Source organism: Mycobacterium sp. TY815 (assembly GCF_030755135.1).
In the GTDB taxonomy this organism is placed as follows: domain Bacteria; phylum Actinomycetota; class Actinomycetes; order Mycobacteriales; family Mycobacteriaceae; genus Mycobacterium.
Genome location: NZ_JAUFRX010000001.1, coordinates 1,669,653 through 1,693,125, shown reverse-complemented (window position 1 = coordinate 1,693,125; position 23,473 = coordinate 1,669,653). Strand labels below are relative to the sequence as shown.

The following is a 23,473-nucleotide window of genomic DNA, read 5'->3' as shown; positions in this document are numbered from 1 at the left end:
GTGACGGCTACAGTTCCTTCAATCGGAAGCTTCGCCGACGTTCCGCTGCACAGCGACCGGCCCTTGCCGAAGCCCACCGAGGCGGCGGTCGAAGAGCACGTCGCCGCGGCAGCAAAAGCCCACTGGTACACCCCCGACCAGCTGCAGTGGCAGACCCCGGAGGGCATCGACGTCAAGCCGGTATACATCGCCGAAGACCGTGCCGCGGCCGGTGAAGAAGGCTATCCACTCAACACGTTCCCCGGTGAGGTGCCCTTCCTTCGCGGGCCCTACCCGACCATGTATGTCAACCAGCCGTGGACAATCCGGCAGTACGCGGGGTTCTCCACCGCCGCCGAATCCAACGCTTTCTATCGCCGCAACCTGGCCGCGGGCCAGAAGGGTCTGTCGGTGGCCTTCGACCTGGCGACTCACCGCGGCTACGACTCCGACCACCCGCGCGTCCAGGGTGACGTCGGAATGGCCGGTGTGGCAATCGATTCCATCCTCGACATGCGCCAGCTATTCGACGGCATCGACCTGTCGTCGGTGTCGGTGTCGATGACCATGAACGGCGCGGTGCTGCCGATCCTGGCGTTGTATGTGGTGGCCGCCGAGGAGCAGGGGGTGCCGCCGGAGAAGCTGGCCGGCACCATCCAGAACGACATCCTCAAAGAGTTCATGGTCCGCAACACCTATATCTACCCGCCCAAGCCGTCGATGCGGATCATCTCTGACATCTTTGCCTACACCAGCGCCAAGATGCCGAAGTTCAACTCGATCTCGATCTCCGGCTACCACATCCAAGAGGCCGGCGCCACAGCCGATTTGGAGCTGGCCTACACCCTGGCCGACGGTGTCGAGTACATCAAGGCGGGCCTGGATGCCGGCCTGGACATCGACAAGTTCGCCCCGCGACTGTCCTTCTTCTGGGGGATCGGGATGAACTTCTTCATGGAGGTCGCCAAACTCCGGGCCGGGCGGCTGCTGTGGAGCGAGCTGGTGGCCAAGTTCGATCCCAAGAGCTCCAAATCGCTGTCCCTGCGCACCCATTCGCAAACCTCGGGCTGGTCGCTGACGGCTCAGGATGTGTTCAACAACGTCGCCCGCACCTGCATCGAGGCGATGGCCGCCACTCAGGGCCACACCCAGTCGTTGCACACCAACGCACTCGACGAGGCGCTGGCGCTGCCCACCGACTTCTCCGCCCGTATCGCGCGCAACACCCAGTTGGTGTTGCAGCAGGAATCGGGCACCACCCGGCCGATCGACCCCTGGGCGGGTTCGTATTACGTGGAGTGGCTGACTCATCAGCTGGCCCAGAAGGCGCGGGCGCACATCGAGGAGGTCGCCGAGCACGGCGGCATGGCCCAGGCCATCGGCGAAGGCATCCCGAAGCTGCGCATCGAGGAAGCGGCCGCGCGGACCCAGGCCCGCATCGACTCCGGCCAGCAGCCGGTGATCGGGGTCAACAAGTATCAGGTGGTCGAGGACCAAGAGATCGAGGTCCTCAAGGTCGAGAACAGCCGGGTGCGCGCCGAGCAGTTGGCCAAGCTGGAGCAGTTGCGGGCAGACCGGGACGCGGGGGCCGTCGAGGCGGCTCTGGCCGAGCTGAGTCGTGCAGCCGCCGCACAAGGTCCTGCCGGTGATGACGGGCTGGGCAACAACCTGATGGCGCTGGCCATCAAGGCGGCCCGCGCCAAGGCGACCGTGGGGGAGATTTCCGACGCGCTGGAAAAGGTCTACGGACGCCACCAGGCTGAGATCCGCACCATCGCCGGCGTCTACCGTGACGAGGTGGGAACGGCCCCGAACATCGCCAAAGCAACCGAACTCGTCGAGAAATTCGCCGAGGCCGACGGCCGTCGTCCCAGGATCCTGATCGCCAAGATGGGCCAGGACGGACACGACCGCGGTCAGAAGGTGATCGCGACGGCGTTCGCCGACATCGGGTTCGACGTGGACGTCGGGTCGCTGTTCTCCACGCCGGACGAGGTCGCCCGGCAGGCCGCCGACAACGACGTGCACGTCGTCGGGGTGTCCTCGCTGGCCGCGGGCCACCTCACGCTGGTGCCGGCGTTGCGGGACGCGCTGGCCGAGGTGGGACGTCCGGACATCATGATCGTGGTCGGCGGGGTCATTCCGCCCGGCGACTTCGACGAGCTGTATGAAGCCGGTGCCGCCGCCATCTACCCGCCGGGGACCGTGATCGCCGACTCCGCGATCGGCCTGCTGCACAAGCTGGCCGACCGGCTGGGGTACGACCTGGACTAGTGTGCGGAATGCCACAACTTTCACGCCTGTCTCAGGAGCCACGCCGTACTCGCTGGCGCGACGTTGAGTTTTCGCCGAGACTGCGACGACGCACGCTTCGCGCGGCGTGTCGGGTGCGCAGGTTCAGTGTCGCGGCCACGTCGCGGCAGGCGGCGTAGATGACATCTGTCGAAGAGCTCGCCGACGCGATCCGCTCGGGCGACCGCGCGGCGCTGCCCCGGGCCATCACCATGCTCGAATCCACCCGCGCCGATCATCGCGAACGGTCCCAGCAGCTGCTGCTGGCCCTGCTTCCGGACGCCGGCAACGCGCACCGGGTGGGCATCACCGGGGTGCCGGGGGTGGGCAAGTCCACCACCATCGAAGCCCTGGGCATGCACCTGATCGAGCAGGGCCACAAGGTCGCGGTTCTGGCCGTCGACCCCTCCTCGACGCGCACCGGGGGCTCCATCCTGGGTGACAAGACCCGGATGGCGCGTCTGGCGACGCACCCCGACGCCTACATCCGGCCGTCTCCGACGTCGGGCACCCTCGGTGGGGTAGCAAAGGCCACCAGGGAGACCGTTGTGCTGTTGGAAGCGGCCGGTTTTGACGTGATCCTGATCGAGACCGTCGGTGTCGGGCAGTCCGAGGTGGCGGTGGCCAACATGGTCGACACATTCGTGCTGCTGACCCTGGCGCGCGCCGGGGATCAGTTGCAGGGCATCAAGAAAGGCGTGCTGGAGCTCGCCGACATCGTGGTGGTGAACAAGGCCGACGGCGAGCATCTCAAGGACGCGCGGATGGCGGCCCGGGAACTCGCCGGGGCGATGAGACTGATCCATCCGCGCGAATCGCTATGGCGGCCACCGGTTCTCACCATGAGCGCGGTGGAGGGTACCGGCTTGGCCGAGCTGTGGGACACCATTCAGAAGCATCGCGAAGTGCTCACCGGGGCCGGCCAGTTCGAGGCGCGGCGGCGCGAGCAGCAGGTCGACTGGACCTGGCAGATGGTGCGCGACACGGTGCTGGACAAGGTGATGTCCAATCCCGAGGTGCGAAAGATCCGCCGGGACGTCGAACGGCAGGTGCGCGACGGCGAGCTCACCCCGGCCTTAGCCGCCCAGCAAATACTTGAGGTCGCAACCACCTAACGGATCGGTAAATTTGTCCGGGTTCGCCCATGGACTCTACGAAAGCGAAGTAAATTCAAAGCCGTGACGGTAGACATCGGAGTCGATCGCCGCGCTGTTCCTTCTCACGATGCCCCTGACGCAGGGCATGGTGTGTTCGGTGCCGCGGACTCCCACTTTGGTTGCGTCGTTCGTGCATTCTCCACCATGTTCCCTGGTCACCGCTTCGGCGGCGGGGCACTGGCGGTCTATCTCGACGGGCAGCCCGTCGTCGACGTGTGGAAGGGCTGGGCCGACCGCGACGGCAAGGTGCCGTGGTCGGCGGACTCCGCCCCGATGGTCTTTTCGGCCACCAAAGGCATGGCCGCCACGGTGATTCACCGGCTGGCTGACCGCGGGCTGATCGACTACGACGCACCGGTCGCCGAGTACTGGCACTCGTTCGGGGCCAACGGCAAAGCGAAGATGACGGTGCGCGACGTCATGAAGCACACCGCCGGCCTGTCGGGGCTGCGCGGGGCCACCCAGGAAGAGCTGCTGGATCACGTGCTGATGGAGGAGCGACTGGCCGCGGCGTCACCGGGACGGCTGCTGGGCAAGCCGGCCTACCACGCGCTGACCTTCGGCTGGCTGATGTCCGGGCTGGCCCGGGCGGTCACCGGCAAGGACATGCGCGTCCTGTTCCGGGAGGAGCTGGCCCAACCGCTGGGCACCGACGGTTTCCACCTGGGCCGCCCACCCGCCGGCTCGCCCACCCGCGCGGCCGAGATCATCATGCCGCAGGACATGGCGGCCAACCGGCTTCTGACCTGTGCGGTGCAGCGGGTGGCCAACTCATTCTCCGGCGGATACCGGTCCATGTACTTTCCCGGCGTCATCGCGGCGGTGCAGGGCAACATGGCGATGCTGGACGCCGAGATCCCTGCGGCCAACGGGGTGGTGACGGCCCGCGCGCTGGCGCGGATGTACGGCGCTATCGCCAACGGCGGAGAGGTCGACGGCACCCGGTTCCTGTCGCGGCGGCTGGTGGCCGGCCTGACGGGGGAGAAGGTCGTCCAGCGCGACCGCAACATCTTCGTGCCGATGGCCTTCCATCTCGGCTACCACAGCCTGCCGATCGGCAATGTGATGCCCGGATTCGGTCACGTGGGTCTGGGCGGCTCGGTGGGATGGAACGACCCGGAGACCGGGGTCGCGTTCTCCGTCGTGCACAACCGGTTGTTGACGCCGTTCGTCGCCACCGACCACGCCGCGTTCCTCGCGCTGTACAAGATGATCCGGCAGGCCGCCGGCAGAGCGCGCAAGCGCGGCTACCGGCCGGTGCACGGGCTGGGTGCGCCGTACACGGAGCCCGGACAGGTCGCGGGGTAGGCGCGGGGCTGGGTGGACTGAGGTCGTCTGCGTCGCTTGCAACCGTGGAACGTGCTGCGGTGAGACAATCGGACGGTGGATCAGGTTGAAAGCCGGATTGCGGACGCAGTCGAAGTGCTGCGCCAAAATGGCGCCGCGTTTGCTTATCTGCACGGCAGCCGCGCCGCGGGCGCTGGCAAGCCACAATCCGATGTAGATATTGCGGCCTATTTCGATGAGCCCCATCCGGAGGCCTTCGAGGTCCTCCTACCTACCGGCGTCGACCTAGTGGTACTCAATGACGCGCCCCTCGAACTCGCCGGCCGGATCGCGATGCAGGGGAAGCTGCTGTTCGCGCGGGACCAGAGCGCTCGCGTGGTGTGGGAAGCGACCACCCGCAAAATCTATCTCGATGAGCTGCCGCGGCTGCATCGCGCTCACCGGGACTTCGCTGAAGCGGTGCTGCACCGTGGTGGATGACGTCCGCATATTCAGGCTGCTGCGTGCGATCACAGACGATCTCGACGTGTTGCGTCAAGAAGCCAACGCCGGCGAAGAACGTCGTGCCGACCCGATGTGGCTACGCGGTGTGAAGTACACCTTTATCACGTCAATCGAGGCGTGTATCGACATCGCTCAGCACATCTGTGCGGCACAAGGATGGGGTCCGCCTGCTGATAACGGGGACGCCATGAAAGTGCTTGGACGCCATGGAATGCTCACGGCGGACGTGTCTGATTCCATGCGTAAAGCAGTTGGATTTAGGAATGTCCTCGTTCACGAGTACGTCAAGGTGTCGGACGAGGTCGTTGTCTCCAGGCTAGGAGATTTGCGTGACCTAGAACAATTCGTCACGCAAGTAACGGCGTCCTTGCATTGAAGGTCGCGGGCTGAGCCGGTCTACGAATCTTCCAGGCGGAAGCCGACTTTCATGGTCACCTGGTAGTGCGCAACCTCGCCGTCTACCAGGTGACCACGAACGGATTCCACCTCGAACCAGTCCAGATTCCGCATTGTCTGCTTCGCTCGGGTGAGACCGCTTTGGATGGCGGCGTCGATCCCGTCGGGTGAGGTGCCGACGATCTCGATGACCCGGTAGGTGTGGTTGCTCATCGTGGCGACCTTATACGGCCGCGGGGGTCAATCGAGGCTTTCGAACGCGGCGATTTGCTCCGTGGTGACCGTGAGCGGGTCGGCGCCATCGTGCACGCGGCGTTCCCACTCGATGGTCCAGGAGACGGCGTCACGGAAGCCGAGGCGGTTGCGCCAGCCGAGTTCGGCCTGCGCTTTGGTGGCGTCGAGGGCCAGCAGGTTCGCCTCGTGCGGGTGCTCGCCGGGTTGGCGGTCCCAGTGGGCGCCGCCGCCCCACAGGTCCGCGGCCAGTCCGGCCACCCGGCCGACTTCGACGAAGCTGTCCCGGCCGGGCCCGATGTTCCACTGGCCCAACCCCGTACCGCTTAGCAGTGCGTCGGCGATGGTGAGGTACCCGTTGAGGCAGTCGAGCACGTGCTGCCAGGGGCGCACGGCCTTGGGGAACCGCAACAGCGGCGCCCGGCCGCTTGCATAGGCACGTACCAGGTCGGGCATCAACCGCTCGTGGCTGACGTCGCCGCCTCCGATGACGTTGCCGCCCCGGGCAATTGCGGTGGGGCACCCCGGAAAGCTGCGGATCCAGGACTGGGTCAGCAGATCGGCCATCGCTTTGGAAGCGCTGTAGGGATCGTCACCGCCGAGTGGATCGGTTTCGACATAGCCGGCTTCCTGGTCGACGTTACGGTAGACCTTGTCGGTGGTGATGACCACATGCGCGCGGACCGAGGGGGTGGCTCCGACCGCCTCCAGCACGTTCATCGTGCCCATCGCGTTGGTCTCATAGGTGAAGCGTGGTTCGCGGTAGGACTCGCGTACCAACGATTGGGCGGCCATGTGCACCACGACGTCTGGGGCGGCGGCCTGGATCGCTGATGCGGTGGCGGTGGCGTCGCGGATGTCAACCCGGTAGTCATTCAGCATCTGGTCGGCGAGGCCCGCCCGGGTGAAAAGGCTGCCGCCGGGTGGATCCAGAGCGAGACCGGACACCTGGTGGCCGCGGCCGAGGAGCAGCAGCAAAAGCCACGGGCCCTTGAAGCCGGTGTGCCCGGTGATGAGGTAGTGCATATGAGGTCTCCTCACGGTGCATCACGTCAGACGGGCAGCATCCGAACCTACAGCATGCATTCGGCACGGAATGGCCGCCGTCGGCATACCTGCGGTATATGCGCCAAACGCCGTATCTGCTCACAAGAAATTTCGTACGCTCAGGCCAGCACTTTCGCCTGGCTGTTGGGGACAGTTTGGTCGCGTCCGCATTCGGACGGGACCTGGTATGCAAAGGGAGGGGCGATTCGCGTGGCGAATCAGCACAACAAGCGCATCTGCATCGTCGGCGGTGCGGGGCACGTCGGTTTACCGCTCGCGCTGGTCCTGGCCGACGAGGGCTACACGGTCGACATCCTGGATACGAACGCGCTGGCGTTGAAGACGATCATGGCCGGCAACATGCCCTTCATCGAGAACGGCGCCGAGGAACTGCTCAAGCGTCTGCTGCCCACCGGACGCCTCTCGGCGAGCACAGATTCATGGATCGTCAGGAATGCAGACATCGTGATCTGCGTCGTCGGCACACCGGTCGATGAGTTCCTGACTCCGCAGGCGCACACCTTCTTTCGGATCATCAACGAGATCAGCCCGTACTTCCACGACGAGCAGACGCTGGTGCTCAGAAGCACGGTGTACCCGGGGCTCACCCAGCGCGTGCATGACCTTTTCCAGGAGCGTGGCATCGGCGTGCACGTGACCTTCTGCCCGGAGCGCATCGCGCAAGGACACTCGCTCCGTGAGTTGAGGATCATTCCGCAGATCATCAGCGGATTCGACGACGAGGGTCTGCGAGTGGTGCGGGAGCTGTTTTCCGGGATCACCAGCGAGATCATCGAGGTGGAGCCGCAAGAAGCCGAATTGGCCAAACTGTTCTGCAACAGCTACCGCTACATCCAGTTCGCGGTTGCCAACCAGTTCTACCTGCTCAGCCGCGAGGCCGGGGTGGACTACAACCGCGTCCACCACGCGGCAACGCACAAGAACGGTCGAGTCGACAGCTTGCCGAGGGCCGGCCTGGCCGCCGGCCCCTGCCTGTTGAAAGACACGATGCAGCTGGCGGCCTTCAGCAACAACAACTTCATGCTGGGTCACTCGGCCATGCTGATCAACGAAGGCCAGCCGCAGTTCATCGTCAACATGCTCAAGCGCCGAGTCGACCTGCGCGACAAGACCGTTGGCATCCTGGGAATGACGTTCAAGGCCGATTGCGACGACACGCGCGATTCGCTCAGCTTCAAATTACGGCATCTGTTGATGCTCGAAGCGAAGGAAGTGATCCGTCACGACCCGTTCCTCGACGGTCCGGATTACCTGCCCCTGGACACCGTTATCCGTCGCGCCGACGTCATCGTCGTCGGAGTTCCGCACTCTGAATACCGAGGCCTGCGGGTGCCCGAAGGCACTATCGTCGAGGACGTGTGGGGTTGCCTTGACCTCACCGAGGCAGATGACAACGCACTCAACGGAGCCGAATTGGCAACCCTGGGAATGGGAGCTGCAGCCCGGTGAGAGTATTCGTGACGGGCAGTGCGGGATTCATCAACGGTTACGTAGTCGACGAGTTGCTGCGGGCGGGTCACGAAGTCGTCGGCATCGACAACTACTCGAAATATGGCCCCGTCACGAAAAGCTACGACGATCATCCGAACTATCAGTTCGTCGAGGGTGACGTCAAAGACGTCGACCTGATGTTCCGCCTGGTGGAGGGGTGCGATCAGATGGTCGCCAGCGCGGCACGCATCGGCGGCATCACCTACTTCCACGAGTACGCCTACGACCTGCTCGCTGAAAACGAGCGCATCGCCGCCGCTCACTTCGATGCCGCGATCTACGCATACAAGAAGGGCTGGTTGAAGAAGATCAACGTGATCAGCTCGTCGATGGTGTTCGAGAACGCGACCATCTTTCCGACGCCGGAGAAGCACATCACCGAATGCCCGCCTCCGACAAGCACTTACGGATTCCAGAAGCTGGCGTGCGAGTACTTCGCGCACGGCGCCTACGAGCAGTACGGATTGCCGTACACCATCATCCGTCCCTTCAACTGTGTCGGGACGGGGGAGCAGCGGGCTATCGGCGGACGTGAAATACCCAGTGGAAACGTCAAACTCGCCATGAGTCACGTCGTCCCGGATCTGATCCAGAAGGTGGCGAAGGGTCAGGACCCGCTGCACATACTCGGCGACGGCACGCAGGTGCGGCACTACACCTACGGCGGGGATCTGGCCCGCGGTATCCGTACCTGTATGGAACACCCTGCGGCGCTCAACGGCGACTTCAACCTGTCCACCCCGGAGGCAACCACCGTCGTGGAACTCGCGGAAGTGATCTGGCGCAAGATGCGTCCGGACACACCCTTTCGCTACGAAAGCGACCCGCCGTTCGAGCACGACGTCCAGTTGCGCTCGCCGGATGTTCAGAAGGCTTCGGAGGTGCTTGGGTTTTCCGCGGCGACATCCCTCGATGCCATGCTCGACGAGGTCATCCCCTGGGTCGTCAGCGCCGTTGAAGCGGGCACCATCTGACGCGCGGTCGAGCTGACCCAGAGGACAATATGCGAATCGCTGGTGAAACCGACCTACAACAGCTGTACCGCAACCGATTCGGTCATGACCTCGAGGCGCGATCCGAGATATGGACCGTTCTGGTACAAGACTTCTTTCAGGCGTGGATCAGAAGAAGCGACACCGTCGTCGACCTGGGTTGCGGCTACGGTGAATTCCTGAACCAGGTCAAGGCGGCACGGCGGATCGGGGTCGATCTGAACCCCGACAGCGCGAGCAAGCTCAATGCCGACATCGAATTTCACGAAAGCCGGGCAGACGAACTCGGCTTTCTCGCCGACGGCTCGGTGGACGTCGTCTTCAGCAGCAACATGCTGGAGCACCTACAGGACAAGGCGCAAGTGGAGCGCACCATCGCCGAAGTTCGGCGGGTGCTGCGACCGGGGGGACATTTCATCGCCCTGGGGCCCAATATCAGATTCCTAGCCGGCGCCTACTGGGATTTCTGGGATCATTCGGTGCCGATCAGCGATCGCTCTTTAACGGAGCTGTTGCAGCTCAACGACTTTGAGGTGGTCGACACCCACCAACGTTTTCTCCCGTATTCGACATACTCACCCTTGCCCAAGGCGCCGATCCTGGTCCAGCTGTACGTGCGATCCAGGTGGGCCTGGCCGGTGTTCGGCAAGCAGTTCGTCATTCGCGCCCGCAAGCCGGCCGATTCGGCTGACAACGAGCGGCTGATCAGCGTGGTGATACCGGTCTACAACGAAGGCGAGAACATCCAGGTCTGCGTCAGGCGGCTCGCTAAGACACTGGTGGACACACCGCACGAATTGCTGATCTGTTACGACTTCGACGAGGACACCACACTGCCGGCATTGGCTGCGATGGACGACCGCCCCGCCACGGTCCGTCTGGTGCGCAACTCCCTGGGCAAGGGCGTGGCCAATGCTCTGATCGCCGGCTTTGCGGCGGCGCGGGGTGATGTCATTGTCAGCAGTATGGCTGATCTGTCGGACCCGCCATCGGTGATTCCGTTGATGGCGGCCAAGATTCGCGACAAGGGCGCAGACGTCGTGAGCGGTTCGCGCTATATGCCGGGTGGCTCGCAGGCCGGTGGGCCTCGATTGAAGACTGCCATGTCGCGCACCGCGGGCCTGAGTCTGCACTACGTCGGTCGCTTGCCCACACACGACGCCACCACGAATTTCCGCGGCTACAGTCGTCGACTCCTCAGCGAAGTCGCGGTCGAAAGCGAGCGCGGATTCGAGGTGGGTCTGGAGCTCACGACGAAGGCGCATCTGCTGGGCTACCGGGTGGACGAGGTCCCGAGCAGCTGGGAGGACCGTACCGCCGGGGAAAGCAAATTCGATCTGGTCGGGTGGTTGCCTGCGTATCTGCGCTGGTATGGCCTGGCAATGCGGCGTCCGGTGATGCGTTGGGCCGGAAGCGGTGCCGCCGGGCTGGGGGCGGTGAATGCGCTACAGCGATACCGACGGCGAAAGAGCCTTTCGTCCTGACGAGTTGGCACCCGGACGACCAGGGGACTGACAATGCGTGGAGACGACGAGGTTATGTCAACCGAGGCAAACACTCGGCCGCCGGTCGGACGACGACGCTTGTCTGCTTTGCTCGCGGCTTTGGCCTGCACGGTTTTCGGGTCCCGGCTCATCATCGTTTCCGCGTTCAGCTCATCAGTGCCACTGCTCGATCAATGGGACGCTGAGGGGCAAGCCCTGTATTCGCCTTACCTCAAAGGCACCATATCCTTTGCCGATCTCGTCGCATCGCACAACGGTCACCGCATTCTGATCACCCGCCTCGTTGCCTTGGCTCACCTCGAGATGGCCGGTGAGTGGAACACCCGCCTCGAAATGATTTTCGGCGCAGCCGTCCTCACCGGTTTAGTCACGTTGCTCGCCGCCCTGCTGATTCCTCTTGTCGCACCGCACCTTCAGGTGCTCCTGACCTGTCTTGTCGCGCTGATTTTCGCGTTTCCGATCGACTTCGAGAACACCGTGTGGGGATTTCAATCGCAGGTCTATCTGTCGTTGCTCTTCGGCCTGATCGCACTAGCCGCTTTCTCCACTGCGCCAGCATTCTCGGTGCGCTGGTTTGCCGGTTTATCGGCGGCAATCCTCAGCTACTTCACCTTTGCCACGGGCGTCGCCACCCTGCCGGCCGCTGCGATGCTGGTGGCACTGCAAATCGTGACGAACAGCAGGAAGCGCAGCAACCGCGAAATCGCAGCTGTCGTCGTAATGGCGTCGATCGCCGTCGCGATGACCGCGTGGGGAGCTGAAAGCGCCAAGTCAATGTCCACCCCTGCGGGTTTCGTTGCAGGACTTGGGATTTTCGCGGCTCTGACGATTGCCGGAGGAATCCCGATCGCCCTGTACTGTCGGCGTACCTTGAAGACCCGCCCGAGTATTTCCGACGGCGCCTGGGTCGTCCTCGGAATCTCCGGTTGGGTCACCATTCAACTAGTTCTGTTCGCCTACGGACGCGGAAGTGTGGTAGCACCCCGCTACTTGGACGTGGTGCTGATGGTGTATCCCATGGCGTTCGTAAGCGTGTTCGCACTGTCAGACAGGGCGCGCAGCGCCGAGGCGGGCAAAAGGGTCCAACGTGGCCCGGTGCTCTGGGTGATTGCCGTTGCCGCCGCATTCACGGTGGCAGGTTGCGTGTCGGTGCTCGCCTGCAGTTACTGGAGCAAGGCGGCAGATCGACAGACCGCCAATGTTCGGGCCTATCTGGCGACCGGAGACCTGAAACAGCTCAAGGAGCGCGGGAGCGCCAATCACGGTGTCACACTTGCCCATCCGTATCCAGAACGACAGGCAAAGGTGCTCGGCGATCCTGATCTGAGGGCAATCCTGCCGCCCGATATCCGGCCCGCCGATGCGGACAACCGCGTGGCGCGCAGTCACCTGCTGCTTCGGGGTGCGCCCGCCGCCGCCACGGCGACGGTTACTCACAGCTTACTGACGGGCGGACCTGCTTTTCTGGCGATCGGCGTCGGTTTATTCTTCGCTGTCGGGACGGCTCGGAGTCTGGTCGCCCCTGCCTCTAACCTCAGTGATTCGACGAGCGGGTGACGGCAGCCCGGAATTGCGGATTGTCGGCGAGCATGCGGCCGGCCAGGAATCTGCTACCCGTTTCGTTCAGGTGATTGGAATCGCGGAAGTAGAGAACATCGCCCTCATTCATCCGACATGTGTCCCTGTCGCAGAAATTCTTCGCCGTCTCGAGAAGCGTTACACCTGGTACAGCGTCCACCATCGACTTTAACGCGGGGAAGAAGGTCGCGTAATCCGCCTCGAATCGTTGCCGAGCCTGACTGCATTTCGGGAAAGGTAGGACGGGTGCAATGCGGTATTTGCAAGCCACCGCGTCGAAGCGGAACCAAGGAACATCGTCAGTCACAAACACCGCTTTGCCTTTGGTCGCGAAGGCTCTGAGAGTCGTTGCCAGCTGATTTCCACGTCCGATACCTCGGCCGGCCCAACTTCCGTTTATGATGACAGTTTGAATTGCCGGGTCAGAGCGAAAATGGGCGACAACCTCGCTCATTCCAGTAGTGGTTTCGACCGGTAGGCCGTTCGCCATGTAGTACATTATGTTTTTATCCGGCAACGCTTCAGTCAAGCCGAGAAACAAATGCTCGGCGTGGCTATCGCCGATGACTGCGACATCCACACGCGAGCTAGCTTTGGATTGTCGGCAATGGCTGAGCCCTTTCCATTGCACAGCACTGTCTCGTGCGGCCTGATCAGAACACGGAAACGATATTCGTCCCAACAGTTGGTAGAAATCGTCCCAATCGGTGCTGCCGTGGTGCGTCGTCGGAACAGCACCGGATTCGTACCGCGGCAACCAGAAGTCGTTCGCGCCGAACAGGGCGACTTCTGCCAGAAGCACAGGAGGCAATACGACCGCAGCGATCAGAGCGCCACTCCGGGCCCGGTTGAGCGGCGGAAGCCGTCGTATCGGCTGTTCGACCCATCGGTAGGAGGCCGCCGCGATCACGATCGCCAGTAATGTTGCCAGAACCGTCGCGTACGAAGACTCCGGCCACAGCTGGACGGCGAACACATCCAGTGGCCAGTGCCAGAGGTAGATCGAATACGACCAGTCGCCCAACTTGACGACGGGCGGCAGCGTGAGCACCCGGCCGATCGAGGTTATGTGCTGGGTGCCTGCGGCGATCAGCAGGAGGGTACCGCCAACCGGAAGTAAAGTCCACGTGCTCGGGAAAGGCGTCGCCTCGTCGATTTTCGCGGCTGAGAAGACCAGCAATGCCACGCCGAGCCAGGCGAGGATCTCGGCGAGCTTATTCGAGCGGAAAACGCGATTGGTCAACGCAAGCGCCAGCAACGCACCCACCGCGAACTCCCAGGCACGGGTGAAGGGGCTGTAGAAGCCGGTGATGTTCATCTGCATCGCGGTCTGCCCACCCGGTTGCGCGACCGCCAGCCAGAAAGATGCGGCTGACACCAAGCTCACCAGCACAATTGCTCGCCGCGATCGTCGCACCCCTTGCGTCGAGAGCGCCCAGCCGAGCAGCAAAATCGCGGGGAAAACCAGGTAGAACTGTTCCTCGACCGATAGGGACCAGGTGTGCAGCATCGGGTTCACTTTCGCGGGCTGCGCGAAGTAATCTCCCGTGCTGCGGGCGATCTCAAAATTAGCCACCAGGAGCATTGCCGCAGCGCCAGCAGAGGCGGCCTTTTGCTGAACTTCAAATGGCGACATTAAGCAGAAGGACAGGACCATCGTCACCGCAACTGTCAGCGCCAGCGCCGGCGTGAGCCGTTTGAAGCGCCGGAAGTAGAAGTGACCCAGTCGAAAACGCCCGGTGGTCGATCGCTCGCGATAGATCATGCCAGTGATCACGAAACCGGAGATCACGAAGAAGACGTCGACGCCCACAAATCCGCCGGGCACGGGAAGTCCCCCGTGAAAGAACGCAACAAGCAGCACCGCGACCGCTCGAAGCCCTTGGATGTCGGGTCTGCGGCCACCGGTGACGATAGCGGGCGTGTCGAGTCGGACCCCTCCCATCAGGGAACCACCTGACCCTCCCTAGCCACCTGCCTCCGACACGGTGATCCTACTGAGGATCCATAGTCGCACTTCACCACGGCCTGTGATACCGACAGCAGTCAAATGTGAGGAGATGTGCCGGGTGCCGACTTGGGCTCACGCGGCCTTCCTCGTTACCGAGGCCGAAGCCGGACGAACTATGACAATCTGGACAACGAGTGTATCGAGTGCGTCACCCGGGGCTGGCGCAGAATCGCGATTGTCGATTTGTGGCCTTTTGAAGGCAATCGCTGTACGCGTAGCCGGCGCGGCTGGCCGGATCGCGGAGCGGCCACCGCTGGATGGCAGGCCGGGTCGCGTCAGAGATGAGAGAGCGCTGAACAGCGGCGATATCAGTTTCGGCCGCCGAATCGGCGACATTCCGTCCTGAGGGCAGCTGACCCCTGTTTCTATCTCGCGACGCCACAGGTAGAAGTTGCATGATCGGACTGCAGCGAAACCCCACGCATGCCGAAGGCATCGAATTTCTGTGACCGGCGCACCATCGTTATTTGCGCGAAACGCAACATCTAGGCGGAGGAAATCTCGTACGCTCGTCCCAACGATCGCCCCGCGGCCGGGACGGTTCGATCTCGCCGACGAATGCGCGGGGGTCGGGGAGATGGGGGGAGGTGGTGGTTTCGCGTGGCACATCAGCCGGCGAGCGCATCAGCAACGGCGGGTTACCTTACACCTCGGCCTGCCGTCGTCGGAGCACGCTGATCCGATTGTTGGGAAACGACAGACCGTCCGGGAAAGGGAGGCGTGCGGCCGGTGATTACACGTGGTTGAACGGCAGTTAGCGGGGACCAAACCGGTAACGAACTGCGTGGTCCTTCAGCCTTCGTACATCCCATGGCGCGGTTACTTCCATCAGATTCAGAAGTCTGATGTGTTCGTGTTCTACGACGACGTGCAATACGATCGTGGTGGTTGGCGCAACCGTAACCGCGTGAAGACGGCTAATGGCCCGGTATGGCTGACGATTCCCGTGGCCAAGAAGGGTTCGGTCGAGACCGGGGCGACGATCAACTCGATCCGCATCGACTGGAAGCGACCGTGGACGAAGTCGCATTGGACCACAATCCGGCAGGCCTATGCGAAGGCGCCCTTCTTCGAGACCTACCGCGACCTGTTGGAAGACATCTACAGCCGACAGCCCGAGATGCTTGCCGACTTCACGATCGACACGACGATAGAGATCGCCGGACTCCTGGGGCTCAGCGACAGGCGATTCGTCCGCTCCTCGCAGCTCACCGCGGATGGCGCTAAAACCGATCGGCTAGTGTCGATCCTGCAGCAAGTCGGAGCCACCCATTACGTCAGCGGCCCTTCGGCTCGTGACTATCTCGAGGAAGAGAAGTTGGCCGACGCCGGAATTTCGCTGGAATACATGAACTATGGTTACGAACCGTATGGTCAGCTTCATCCACCCTTCGATCCCCAGGTCTCAATCCTAGATTTGCTGATGATGGCCGGACCTGACGCGCCGCGCTTCATATGGGGGAGTGGGGCGTCCCTATGACTATTCGATGGAGGAGGCCTGCGCCGGCTTCGTGGTTGCCTGACCCGATGCTGCTTCGGCCGACAGGGGCAGCTTGGTGAATATCCGAATTCCGTTCAACAAGCCTGCACTGGTCGGCTCGGAACTGACCTACGTCGGCCAAGCGGTCGTAGGTGGACACGCCAGCGGCGACGGACCCTTCACTAAACGCGCACAGGCCATGCTGGAGAAGAGCTTCGGCGCAAACCGTGTCTTGCTGACCACATCATGCACTTCCGCCCTCGAGCTGGCCGCATTGCTGTGCGACCTGCAACCCGGCGACGAGGTCATCGTTCCGTCCTATACCTTCGTCTCCACCGCCAATGCGTTCGTACTCAGAGGCGCCCAACCGGTGTTCGTGGATGTCAGGCCGGACACGCTCAACATTGATGAGCGCTTAATCGAGCAGGCGATCACGCCGCGCACCCGCGCCATCTTCCCGATCCACTACGCAGGTGTGGCGTGTGAGATGGACGTGATCATGGATATTGCTGACCGCCACGGACTACTGGTGGTCGAAGATGCAGCGCAGGGCGTGCACGCCCGCTACAAGAATCGCTACCTGGGCACAATTGGTCACTTCGGCTGCTACAGCTTTCATGAGACCAAAAATCTGTCTTGCGGTGAAGGCGGCGCCTTAGTCATCAACGATCCGGCCATGGAGCAACGTGCCGAAATCCTGCGGGAAAAGGGAACTAATAGAAGCCAATTCCTGCGCGGGCAGTCTGATAAGTACACCTGGGTGGACGTGGGCTCGTCCTACCTTCCTTCCGATATGCTCGCTGCATTCCTGCTGGGCCAGATCGAAAACATGGAAAAGATAACCAGGCGGCGTGGGGAGATATTTGACCGTTACGCAGCAATGCTGGCTCCGCTTGTGCAGCGTGGATTAATTAGAATTCCTGCTGTGCCTGAGGCCTGCACCCCCAATTATCACATGTTCTACCTTTTGACTGCAAACATAGATGAACGAACCGCACTGATAGCACATTTGAGAGCAAGAGGGATCCTTGCTGTGTTCCATTACGTGCCGTTGCATTCCTCGCCGTTCGCGCAAACACTGGACCTCATCTCGAAGGATCTGCCAGTAACCGAGGAATTAAGTGCTCGATTGCTTCGATTGCCCATGTACTTCGATCTCACTGATTCGGAGGTTGAAGAAGTGGGTGATGCTGTTTTGGATTTCTATCGAGCCCGTCACAATTTGACAGAAGGCTGACTCGTGAACTTTCAGTATTCTATTCTTGATTCGACGTCAGTAGCTCTGTCAATTGAGGAATCTCAAAATTGTTGCATATTTGCTCATTCGCGGGAGCAGGCTCCGTTACAACCTCAGCTATGTGCCGGGATGAAGCTTTCAATCGTCACGGAGCTGCGCCAATCATCATGCTGCTTGGAAGAATATTGCCTATGTAAGACCGCGGGAAGGATCGCGATCACTGACGACTACAAGTTAGTGTTGTTGGATGAGGGCTCATTGTATCGCTCGCTGCCGTTCGTGAAACACCGGGTGCGCGGTGATCATCATATATTTAGCGGTAATCTGCCAAGAAATTCCAGACGCCGTAGGGGGACCTGCGTTGGTAATCGTCGTAAATCTCGCGCAATACCCGGACAAGCTACCAGTATTTTGGGCGTTTAAGGCATGTTCGTACAAGCATTTGTTAGTACAGCATATGGCAGACTTCGATACGTGATCTTGGAGGCGTCGTCGTGCTCAGTGTGAGTGTTGTTATTCCCGTGTATCGCGCAGCCTCGACTTTGCGCGACTTATACGGACAGTTGAAGGCTGCGATGGAGCAAATAACCCCTGACTTCGAAATTATCTTTGTGGAGGATGACGGGGGAGACGAGTCGTGGTCGATCATCAGCGAACTGGCGGCGGTTGACGGGAAGGTACGCGGCATCCGCATGAGCCGCAACTATGGTCAACACAATGCTTTGCTCTGCGGCATCCGCGCTGCGAATTCCGACGTGATAGTTACAATGGACGACGACCTACAGCACCCCGTAAGCGAAATTGCTCCACTTGTCGCAGCACTTGGGCCAGAGGTTGACGTAGTCTATGGCGCTCCGAGGACCGAACAACACGGGTTGCTTCGAAATGCGGCCTCGCGCCTTACGAAGTTGGCGCTGGCTAGCGCAATGGGAGCTGAAACTGCCCGCAATGTTAGCGCCTTCCGCGCCTTCCGTACCCGCTTGCGAGATGGTTTCTGCGACTATCGTAGCCCGACTGTTTCCATCGACGTATTGCTCACGTGGACGACCACTCGATTCACCACGATCAAGGTGCGACATGCTCCGCGCGCTGCCGGCGTCAGTGGCTACAAGGTCACCCGCCTCATTCGGCATGCGGTCGACCTGATGACTGGATTCAGTACGCTGCCACTGCAAATCTCGAGCTACATTGGTTTTGCCTTAGTATTGTTCGGCATTTCAGTTTTTGCCTTCGTCACCGCCAACTTCCTAATCAATGGCAGTGCTGTCCCAGGCTTCGCTTTCCTGGCCTCGATTATTGCCGTCTTCTCGGGTGCGCAACTTTTTGCACTCGGAATTATCGGCGAGTACCTCGCTCGCATGCACTTCCGCAGCATGGATAGACCCACTTACCTGGTGAGCGAGGCTGCGGCGTGCGGCGGCGCCGGACGTTAAACAGTCACCTTTCGGAGCGCTAATGCGAATTGTCTTATTGGGTTTAACCGGTTACACAAACGAAGTCCTTCCGGCGATCTTGGCGGACGAGCGGTTGAAGCTGTGCGCCGTCTTCACGCGTCGCTACGACGCGCCATTTCCCTACTATCCGATTCCCCAGGTTCACGAGATGTGCGCTGGGCTCGATATCCCCTGCCATACAAATCTCCGCGTCACTTCGGGCACCGGGTTCGAGCTGCTGCGAAGCTGCGAGCCGGACCTTATCTTGATGACAGGATTCAATCAGATCCTTACGCGGCCGGTCCTCGATTTGCCGCGGCTAGGCGCTGTTAACATGCATCCTTCACTTCTGCCGAAGTTTCGCGGGGCCGATCCGATCCAGGCGGTGTTGCTCGACGAAGCAACCGAAACGGGCGTTACGTTTCACTACGCTGTCCCGGAGGTCGACGCTGGGAACATATTGGTGCAAGCAAGGTATCGGATCAGTCCCGATGAAACGAATGCGTCATTGAGACTCGAGCTAGCACGGCTAGCGGCCAGCCACCTACCGCGGGTGATTGATCTTTTTGCTGACGAGTCCCGGCCGGCAGGGACGCCTCAACGCGGCACGCCGACGCCCGCCAATCGGCGATTTGCCGAGCGCGTCTCGCTAGATCAGACGCAAGATCTTCGTGAGTTGCACAAGGTCGTCCGGGCGGTCGCCCCGTACCCGGGTGTAACCGTTAACCTCCGTGGCATCGACCGCATAGTTCGAAGCTCGACTTTCATCGAACAAACCTTGCTGACTGGTAACGACAATGGGGCGATCGACGAAGAAGGATTCGTGGTTCTGGAACGTAGCGGTGGACGGCTGGTGCTCACGCTTGCTATGGACGAGAATCAACGTGGACGGAGAGAGACTTGAGTGGGCAATCCTTGATGCTTCGTACATCTTTCGGCTCAGCTATCTCGAACCAATCCTCCAGCTCATAATTGGCGCGAGGGGCAGGGTTTCCCCAATTATCGACAACAAAGTGAAAATAGAACGGGGAAGCGGAGGATGCCACGCCGTATTTGGCTTCTATTAAAACACCGCATATTCAAAGATGGAGAGCACATGACATGGAATTTTCTATTTTGAGCGCAAGCAGCGGACAGCATTTTCGTGTTAAAGCGTTCGTATGTCAGCAGGCGCGAGTGCCTTATCCGGAGGGATTTAACCGCGGCCTGCGTGCCGATTGTCGATCGCTTGTTCTGGGTCCACCGCACCGGCCGGCAGTTGTAATGAATTACTTCGACTCGAATGGCGCTCTCTGGGCAGTCCGGCGGAGGCAACGAATACCGGATATGCAAATAACGAATGCAACTGCACGCCGGGCAAGTGAATGGCTGGCAATCTCGAGCTGCGAAGGCATTACGCCTTCATCATCTGGCAAGTTGTTTTCCCGCGATACGGAACCACAAGGTGGATGTGCTTCAGGCAAGAAAGTTGTGGCATGGCTCAGGTGACTTCGGGTGTCCGCGCGGTACTTTCGCATCCAGCCGTATATGAGGCGTTCCAGCGGATCATGGGTGCCACACGCGGTCGCGAGCGGATCGTGCGCGATTTAATTCGTCCCTTTCCGGGTATGCGCATTCTCGATCTCGGCTGCGGCCCAGCGGAGATACTCGACTTCCTGCCGCAGGATGTGGCATATACGGGGTACGACATGAGCGCGGAGTATATTGCGGCCGCAAACGCGAAATTCGGAGCTCGCGGGACGTTCTGTTGCCGCCTGCTCGAACAGGCTGAAGCGGTGACGCTGGAACCGTTCGACCTCGTTATGGGTATAGGCGTGCTGCATCACCTCGATGACGGCACGGCGCGGCAATTCATGACACTGGCGAAGGCGGCGTTGAAGCCGGGTGGGCGGGTGCTGACACTCGATGCGTGCTACGCGCCAAATCAGAATCCCATTGCGCGCTTCATCATCAGCAAGGATCGCGGTCAGCATGTGCGAAATGAAGCGGGCTACCGTAAATTGGCAGAGGGGATTTTCACGGGCATCGCTGGCACAGTGCGACATCAGGCTTGGATTCCCTACACCCACTGGTCTATGGAGTGCAGCGGATGAAGGCAGGTGTTCGTTGCTGATTGGCAATGTGCAGGACGAGTACGACAAGCCCGTGACCTGCTTCCCGCCCACGGTGTTCCCCGCCTTTGGTCTTCGACACCGCGGCGGTAATTATGTTGGGACCTGATTTTTGGGCCAGATTTAGTCCGTATTGCCCGGCCCGGCCGTGTCATCGCGATGACTGACGTCGGGGGCGCCACGACCTCCACTGGGCCAGTCGCGCGGGGTAGCGTTGCTCGGGTCGGCATGTCGACAGTGTTGACGGTTGGCTGCGTCTATGCGGTCTTTTGCCTGGCAGCCCGTGACCTATCCCCGGATCGTTTTGCGGTATTTGGGGTGTTCTGGGGGGCGCTCGGTGTGGTCACCGGCGCTGCTTACGGTCTCCTTCAGGAGACCACCCGGGAGGTCCGGTTAGCGCGAGACATCGAAATGGTCGCAGGCCCCCGTACTCATCCGCTTCGGGCCGCCGGCTTGATCGGTATCGTCGCTGCAGCCGTGATCGCAGGTAGCTCACCGCTATGGAGCCGAGAAGTATTTGGCGAGGCGAACTGGCTATCAGTGGGGCTAGTGAGTGTCGGGCTTGTCGGTTTCTGTGTGCAAGCGACCCTGATGGGCGCCTTGGCCGGAACTGACCGGTGGACGCAATACGCAACGCTAATGGTGACCGACGGCGCCACCCGGATGGCGGTCGCTGTGGCGGCGGTCGTTATGGGGTGGGGTCTAGCCGGCTTCTTGTGGGCCGCATCCGCGGGCGCAGGGGTGTGGCTACTTATGCTTCTTGCATCGCCCGCGACGCGTGCTGCTGCCCGGTTGCTGACGCCCGGGGGGCTTGCGGCCTTCGTGCGTGGTGCCGCTCATTCAATCACCGCCGCCGGTGCCAGCGCGATCCTGATGATGGGTTTTCCTGTCTTACTCAAGGCAACCTCCGACCATTTGGGAACGCAGGGTGGCGTGATCATACTCGCGGTTACATTGACCCGTGCGCCGCTGCTGGTCCCGCTGACGGCGATGCAAGGCAACCTGATCGCAAGTTTCGTTGACAACCGCAGCCATCGGTTCAAGGCCTTGATCGCGCCGGCGCTGTTCATTGGCGGGATTGGCCTGGTCGGGGTGCTTGCCGGAGAACTTATTGGCCCCTGGTTGCTTCGCGTCGGCTTCGGTCCCGACTACCGCGCCAGCGGAGCGTTAATGGCGTGGTTGACGGCGGCGGCCGTAGTTATAGCCATGCTTACGCTCACCGGTACCGCTGTGGTCGCGGCTGCCCTCCACGGAGCCTATTCGCTGGGTTGGGTCGGCGCGACGGTTGCGTCGGCCTTGCTATTGTTGCTGCCGTCGGCGCTGGAGACGCGCACCGTGATTGCGCTGCTATGTGGTCCTTTGTTAGGAATTATCATCCATCTGGTCGCCCTGGCGCGAGCACCCGGCTAACTCTGCGCAGCGCCTGCCACTTCGGCCAGAGGAGGACCGTGCGCCGCGGATTCGGCCGTCGCTCGTGGACTTTCGATTAGCCCGATTGCTCGAGTGCGTAGGGAATCGCGTCGATGATGTGGTTGAGAGCCCTCTCGCCGAGCCGCGGGTAGACGGGGATGTACATGGCGTTGTTCTTGACGCGCTCAGCATTGGGACAGGTCTTTTCGTAATCCGGGTAGATCCCCAAGCTGCAGACGAGCGAGAGGTTGGTCGTCCCCGTGTCGATGCCGCGCCTCGCAAGGGCCTCTCGGAAACGCTCCGCGTCAGCGGCGAACACCACAAACTGCCAGTACACGCTCCGTCCGTGTTTGACGCTTTTAGCGCAAGGTTCACCCAAAGCCATCAGAGGCTGGCGCAGCTCCGAAACGTTAGCGATTCGCTTGTCGTCTTCTCTTTCAACCTTCTCCAGCATCGCCAACCCGGCTTTCGCCTGAGCCCAGGTGAATTGCTCGAAGTAGTCCTCCGGAAGCATGGTATCGGGCTTGAGGTTCTGCCGCGCTCCGGTGAGTGCCTTTGCCTTGTCTGGGTTGATCCTTCCGACCAGTGAGAGCATCGGCGAAACGGCCGTGGTGAAGACGGGACGACGTGTGGCGACGTTCGTGATGAGGGTTTGGGTGATCTTCGCGCGGAGTCTCGCTGGGGGCGTCGGCTTCAAAGAGGCCTTCGCCTCGTCTAGACGCTTGGCGAGAACCGGGTCGTTGGTGATTGCCAGTCCGCCGCCATAGGCGTCGACGGTCTTGGTCCGAGAACACGAGTAGATGCCAACGGCGCCGAATGTGCCGAGCTTCCTGTCGTTCCACGAGGCGTTCAAAGCGTGCGAGAAGTCTTCGACTACGAATAAATCGTGCTCGCGGCATAAAGCCATGAGCGGCTCCATGTTGGGAGCGATTCCGAACAGATAGGTTACGAGGATCGCCCGAGTCTTGGGACTGATTGCCTTCTTCAGTTCGTCGAGATCGAAGCAGAGCGTGTCAAGCTCGATGTCGGCGAAGACCGGCTTCAGGCCCAGGCTGATCACGATATCCATCATGGGCTTGATCGTGACGGGCGGCATGATGATCTCCGAACCCCGTTCGAAGTTCTGCGCCTTCAAAGCAAAGTAGAGCGCGGTTCGTGCATACGGAAACGCGTGCGCGCTGCTCATGCCCATGTGACGAGCAAAAGCGCGTTCAAACTCCGCGACCTTCTGGCTCGCTTGTGCGGGGGAGACGCGGTTCGTGCCGCCGAACGAAGCGAAGTAGTTTCTAACGTCGAACCACACAGGGTGGT

At 61.4% G+C, this 23,473-nt stretch carries 18 protein-coding genes and 1 pseudogene; 15 read left to right on the top strand and 4 right to left on the bottom strand.

Annotated features, from left to right (window positions below; genetic code table 11):
• The 5 genes and pseudogenes from scpA to QXK92_RS06870 all read left to right on the top strand — a co-directional run bounded on the left by scpA (nt 1) and on the right by QXK92_RS06870 (nt 5,595).
• A complete protein-coding gene (gene scpA, locus QXK92_RS06890; protein ID WP_306240925.1) occupies nt 1–2,253 on the top strand; it encodes a methylmalonyl-CoA mutase in 2,253 nt (750 codons plus the stop codon).
• A 158-nt stretch (nt 2,254–2,411) separates the two neighbouring features.
• Nucleotides 2,412–3,397 (top strand): annotated as a pseudogene (gene meaB / locus QXK92_RS06885) (methylmalonyl Co-A mutase-associated GTPase MeaB).
• Between the two features lie 52 nt (nt 3,398–3,449).
• Entirely contained in the window at nt 3,450–4,736 is a 1,287-nt protein-coding gene (locus tag QXK92_RS06880) for a serine hydrolase domain-containing protein (RefSeq protein WP_306240923.1), read from the top strand.
• A gap of 75 nt (nt 4,737–4,811) precedes the next feature.
• Entirely contained in the window at nt 4,812–5,195 is a 384-nt protein-coding gene (locus QXK92_RS06875; protein ID WP_306240922.1) for a nucleotidyltransferase domain-containing protein, read from the top strand.
• Nucleotides 5,185–5,595 carry a DUF86 domain-containing protein gene (locus QXK92_RS06870; protein WP_306240921.1) on the top strand — a complete coding sequence of 137 codons (411 nt, stop codon included), beginning with the start codon at nt 5,185–5,187 and terminating at the stop codon, nt 5,593–5,595. The genes QXK92_RS06875 and QXK92_RS06870 overlap by 11 nt, the downstream gene beginning before the upstream one ends.
• A gap of 20 nt (nt 5,596–5,615) precedes the next feature.
• Here the strand turns inward: QXK92_RS06870 and QXK92_RS06865 are convergent, their stop codons facing one another.
• The gene (locus tag QXK92_RS06865; protein WP_055579412.1) at nt 5,616–5,828 is read right to left on the bottom strand and encodes a dodecin; all 213 of its coding nucleotides are present in this window, start codon (nt 5,826–5,828) and stop codon (nt 5,616–5,618) included.
• Nucleotides 5,829–5,855: 27 nt separating this feature from the next.
• Entirely contained in the window at nt 5,856–6,872 is a 1,017-nt protein-coding gene (gene rfbG / locus QXK92_RS06860; protein WP_306240920.1) for a CDP-glucose 4,6-dehydratase, read from the bottom strand.
• On the opposite strand from rfbG, the gene QXK92_RS06855 reads away from it, so the two are divergent.
• The 4 genes from QXK92_RS06855 to QXK92_RS06840 all read left to right on the top strand — a co-directional run bounded on the left by QXK92_RS06855 (nt 6,798) and on the right by QXK92_RS06840 (nt 12,459).
• Entirely contained in the window at nt 6,798–8,363 is a 1,566-nt protein-coding gene (locus QXK92_RS06855; RefSeq protein ID WP_306240919.1) for a nucleotide sugar dehydrogenase, read from the top strand. The genes rfbG and QXK92_RS06855 overlap by 75 nt on opposite strands.
• Entirely contained in the window at nt 8,360–9,379 is a 1,020-nt protein-coding gene (locus QXK92_RS06850) for an NAD(P)-dependent oxidoreductase (protein ID WP_306240918.1), read from the top strand. The genes QXK92_RS06855 and QXK92_RS06850 overlap by 4 nt, the downstream gene beginning before the upstream one ends.
• Nucleotides 9,380–9,408: 29 nt before the next feature.
• Nucleotides 9,409–10,881, top strand: coding sequence for a glycosyltransferase (locus QXK92_RS06845; RefSeq protein WP_306240917.1), 1,473 nt, complete (start codon nt 9,409–9,411; stop codon nt 10,879–10,881).
• A 99-nt stretch (nt 10,882–10,980) separates the two neighbouring features.
• Nucleotides 10,981–12,459 carry a hypothetical protein gene (locus QXK92_RS06840; protein WP_306240916.1) on the top strand — a complete coding sequence of 493 codons (1,479 nt, stop codon included), beginning with the start codon at nt 10,981–10,983 and terminating at the stop codon, nt 12,457–12,459.
• On the opposite strand, the gene QXK92_RS06835 is transcribed toward QXK92_RS06840, so the two are convergent.
• Nucleotides 12,437–14,425, bottom strand: a complete 1,989-nt coding sequence (locus QXK92_RS06835) for an acyltransferase family protein (protein ID WP_306240915.1) — start codon at nt 14,423–14,425, stop codon at nt 12,437–12,439. The two genes, QXK92_RS06840 and QXK92_RS06835, sit on opposite strands and share 23 nt — an antisense overlap.
• A gap of 805 nt (nt 14,426–15,230) precedes the next feature.
• Here QXK92_RS06835 and QXK92_RS06830 point away from each other — a divergent pair.
• From QXK92_RS06830 to QXK92_RS06805, 6 genes are all read left to right on the top strand, one after another.
• Nucleotides 15,231–15,971, top strand: a complete 741-nt coding sequence (locus QXK92_RS06830) for a WbqC family protein (RefSeq protein WP_306240914.1) — start codon at nt 15,231–15,233, stop codon at nt 15,969–15,971.
• 76 nt (nt 15,972–16,047) lie between these two features.
• A complete protein-coding gene (rffA, locus tag QXK92_RS06825) occupies nt 16,048–17,208 on the top strand; it encodes a dTDP-4-amino-4,6-dideoxygalactose transaminase (RefSeq protein ID WP_306240913.1) in 1,161 nt (386 codons plus the stop codon).
• A gap of 494 nt (nt 17,209–17,702) precedes the next feature.
• Nucleotides 17,703–18,641, top strand: a complete 939-nt coding sequence (locus QXK92_RS06820) for a glycosyltransferase family 2 protein (RefSeq protein WP_306240912.1) — start codon at nt 17,703–17,705, stop codon at nt 18,639–18,641.
• Nucleotides 18,642–18,663: 22 nt separating this feature from the next.
• Entirely contained in the window at nt 18,664–19,545 is an 882-nt protein-coding gene (locus QXK92_RS06815) for a methionyl-tRNA formyltransferase (protein WP_306240911.1), read from the top strand.
• A gap of 571 nt (nt 19,546–20,116) precedes the next feature.
• Nucleotides 20,117–20,734 (top strand): bifunctional 2-polyprenyl-6-hydroxyphenol methylase/3-demethylubiquinol 3-O-methyltransferase UbiG, encoded by a 618-nt coding sequence (locus tag QXK92_RS06810; protein WP_306240910.1) that lies wholly within the window; start codon nt 20,117–20,119, stop codon nt 20,732–20,734.
• A 177-nt stretch (nt 20,735–20,911) separates the two neighbouring features.
• The gene (locus QXK92_RS06805) at nt 20,912–22,162 is read left to right on the top strand and encodes a hypothetical protein (RefSeq protein ID WP_306240909.1); all 1,251 of its coding nucleotides are present in this window, start codon (nt 20,912–20,914) and stop codon (nt 22,160–22,162) included.
• Nucleotides 22,163–22,238: 76 nt separating this feature from the next.
• Here QXK92_RS06805 and QXK92_RS06800 read toward each other — a convergent pair whose 3' ends face one another.
• Nucleotides 22,239–23,465 (bottom strand): DegT/DnrJ/EryC1/StrS aminotransferase family protein, encoded by a 1,227-nt coding sequence (locus QXK92_RS06800; RefSeq protein ID WP_306240908.1) that lies wholly within the window; start codon nt 23,463–23,465, stop codon nt 22,239–22,241.
• Nucleotides 23,466–23,473: the final 8 nt, after the last annotated feature.

What these genes read in the sequence shown, in the direction of transcription:
- QXK92_RS06865 (WP_055579412.1), bottom strand. Translation starts at nt 5,828, where the DNA reads ATGAGCAACCACACCTACCGGGTCATCGAGATCGTCGGCACCTCACCC.
- rfbG (WP_306240920.1), bottom strand. Translation starts at nt 6,872, where the DNA reads ATGCACTACCTCATCACCGGGCACACCGGCTTCAAGGGCCCGTGGCTT.
- QXK92_RS06845 (WP_306240917.1), top strand. Translation starts at nt 9,409, where the DNA reads ATGCGAATCGCTGGTGAAACCGACCTACAACAGCTGTACCGCAACCGA.
- QXK92_RS06835 (WP_306240915.1), bottom strand. Translation starts at nt 14,425, where the DNA reads ATGGGAGGGGTCCGACTCGACACGCCCGCTATCGTCACCGGTGGCCGC.
- QXK92_RS06815 (WP_306240911.1), top strand. Translation starts at nt 18,664, where the DNA reads ATGCGAATTGTCTTATTGGGTTTAACCGGTTACACAAACGAAGTCCTT.
- QXK92_RS06810 (WP_306240910.1), top strand. Translation starts at nt 20,117, where the DNA reads ATGGCTCAGGTGACTTCGGGTGTCCGCGCGGTACTTTCGCATCCAGCC.
- QXK92_RS06805 (WP_306240909.1), top strand. Translation starts at nt 20,912, where the DNA reads ATGACTGACGTCGGGGGCGCCACGACCTCCACTGGGCCAGTCGCGCGG.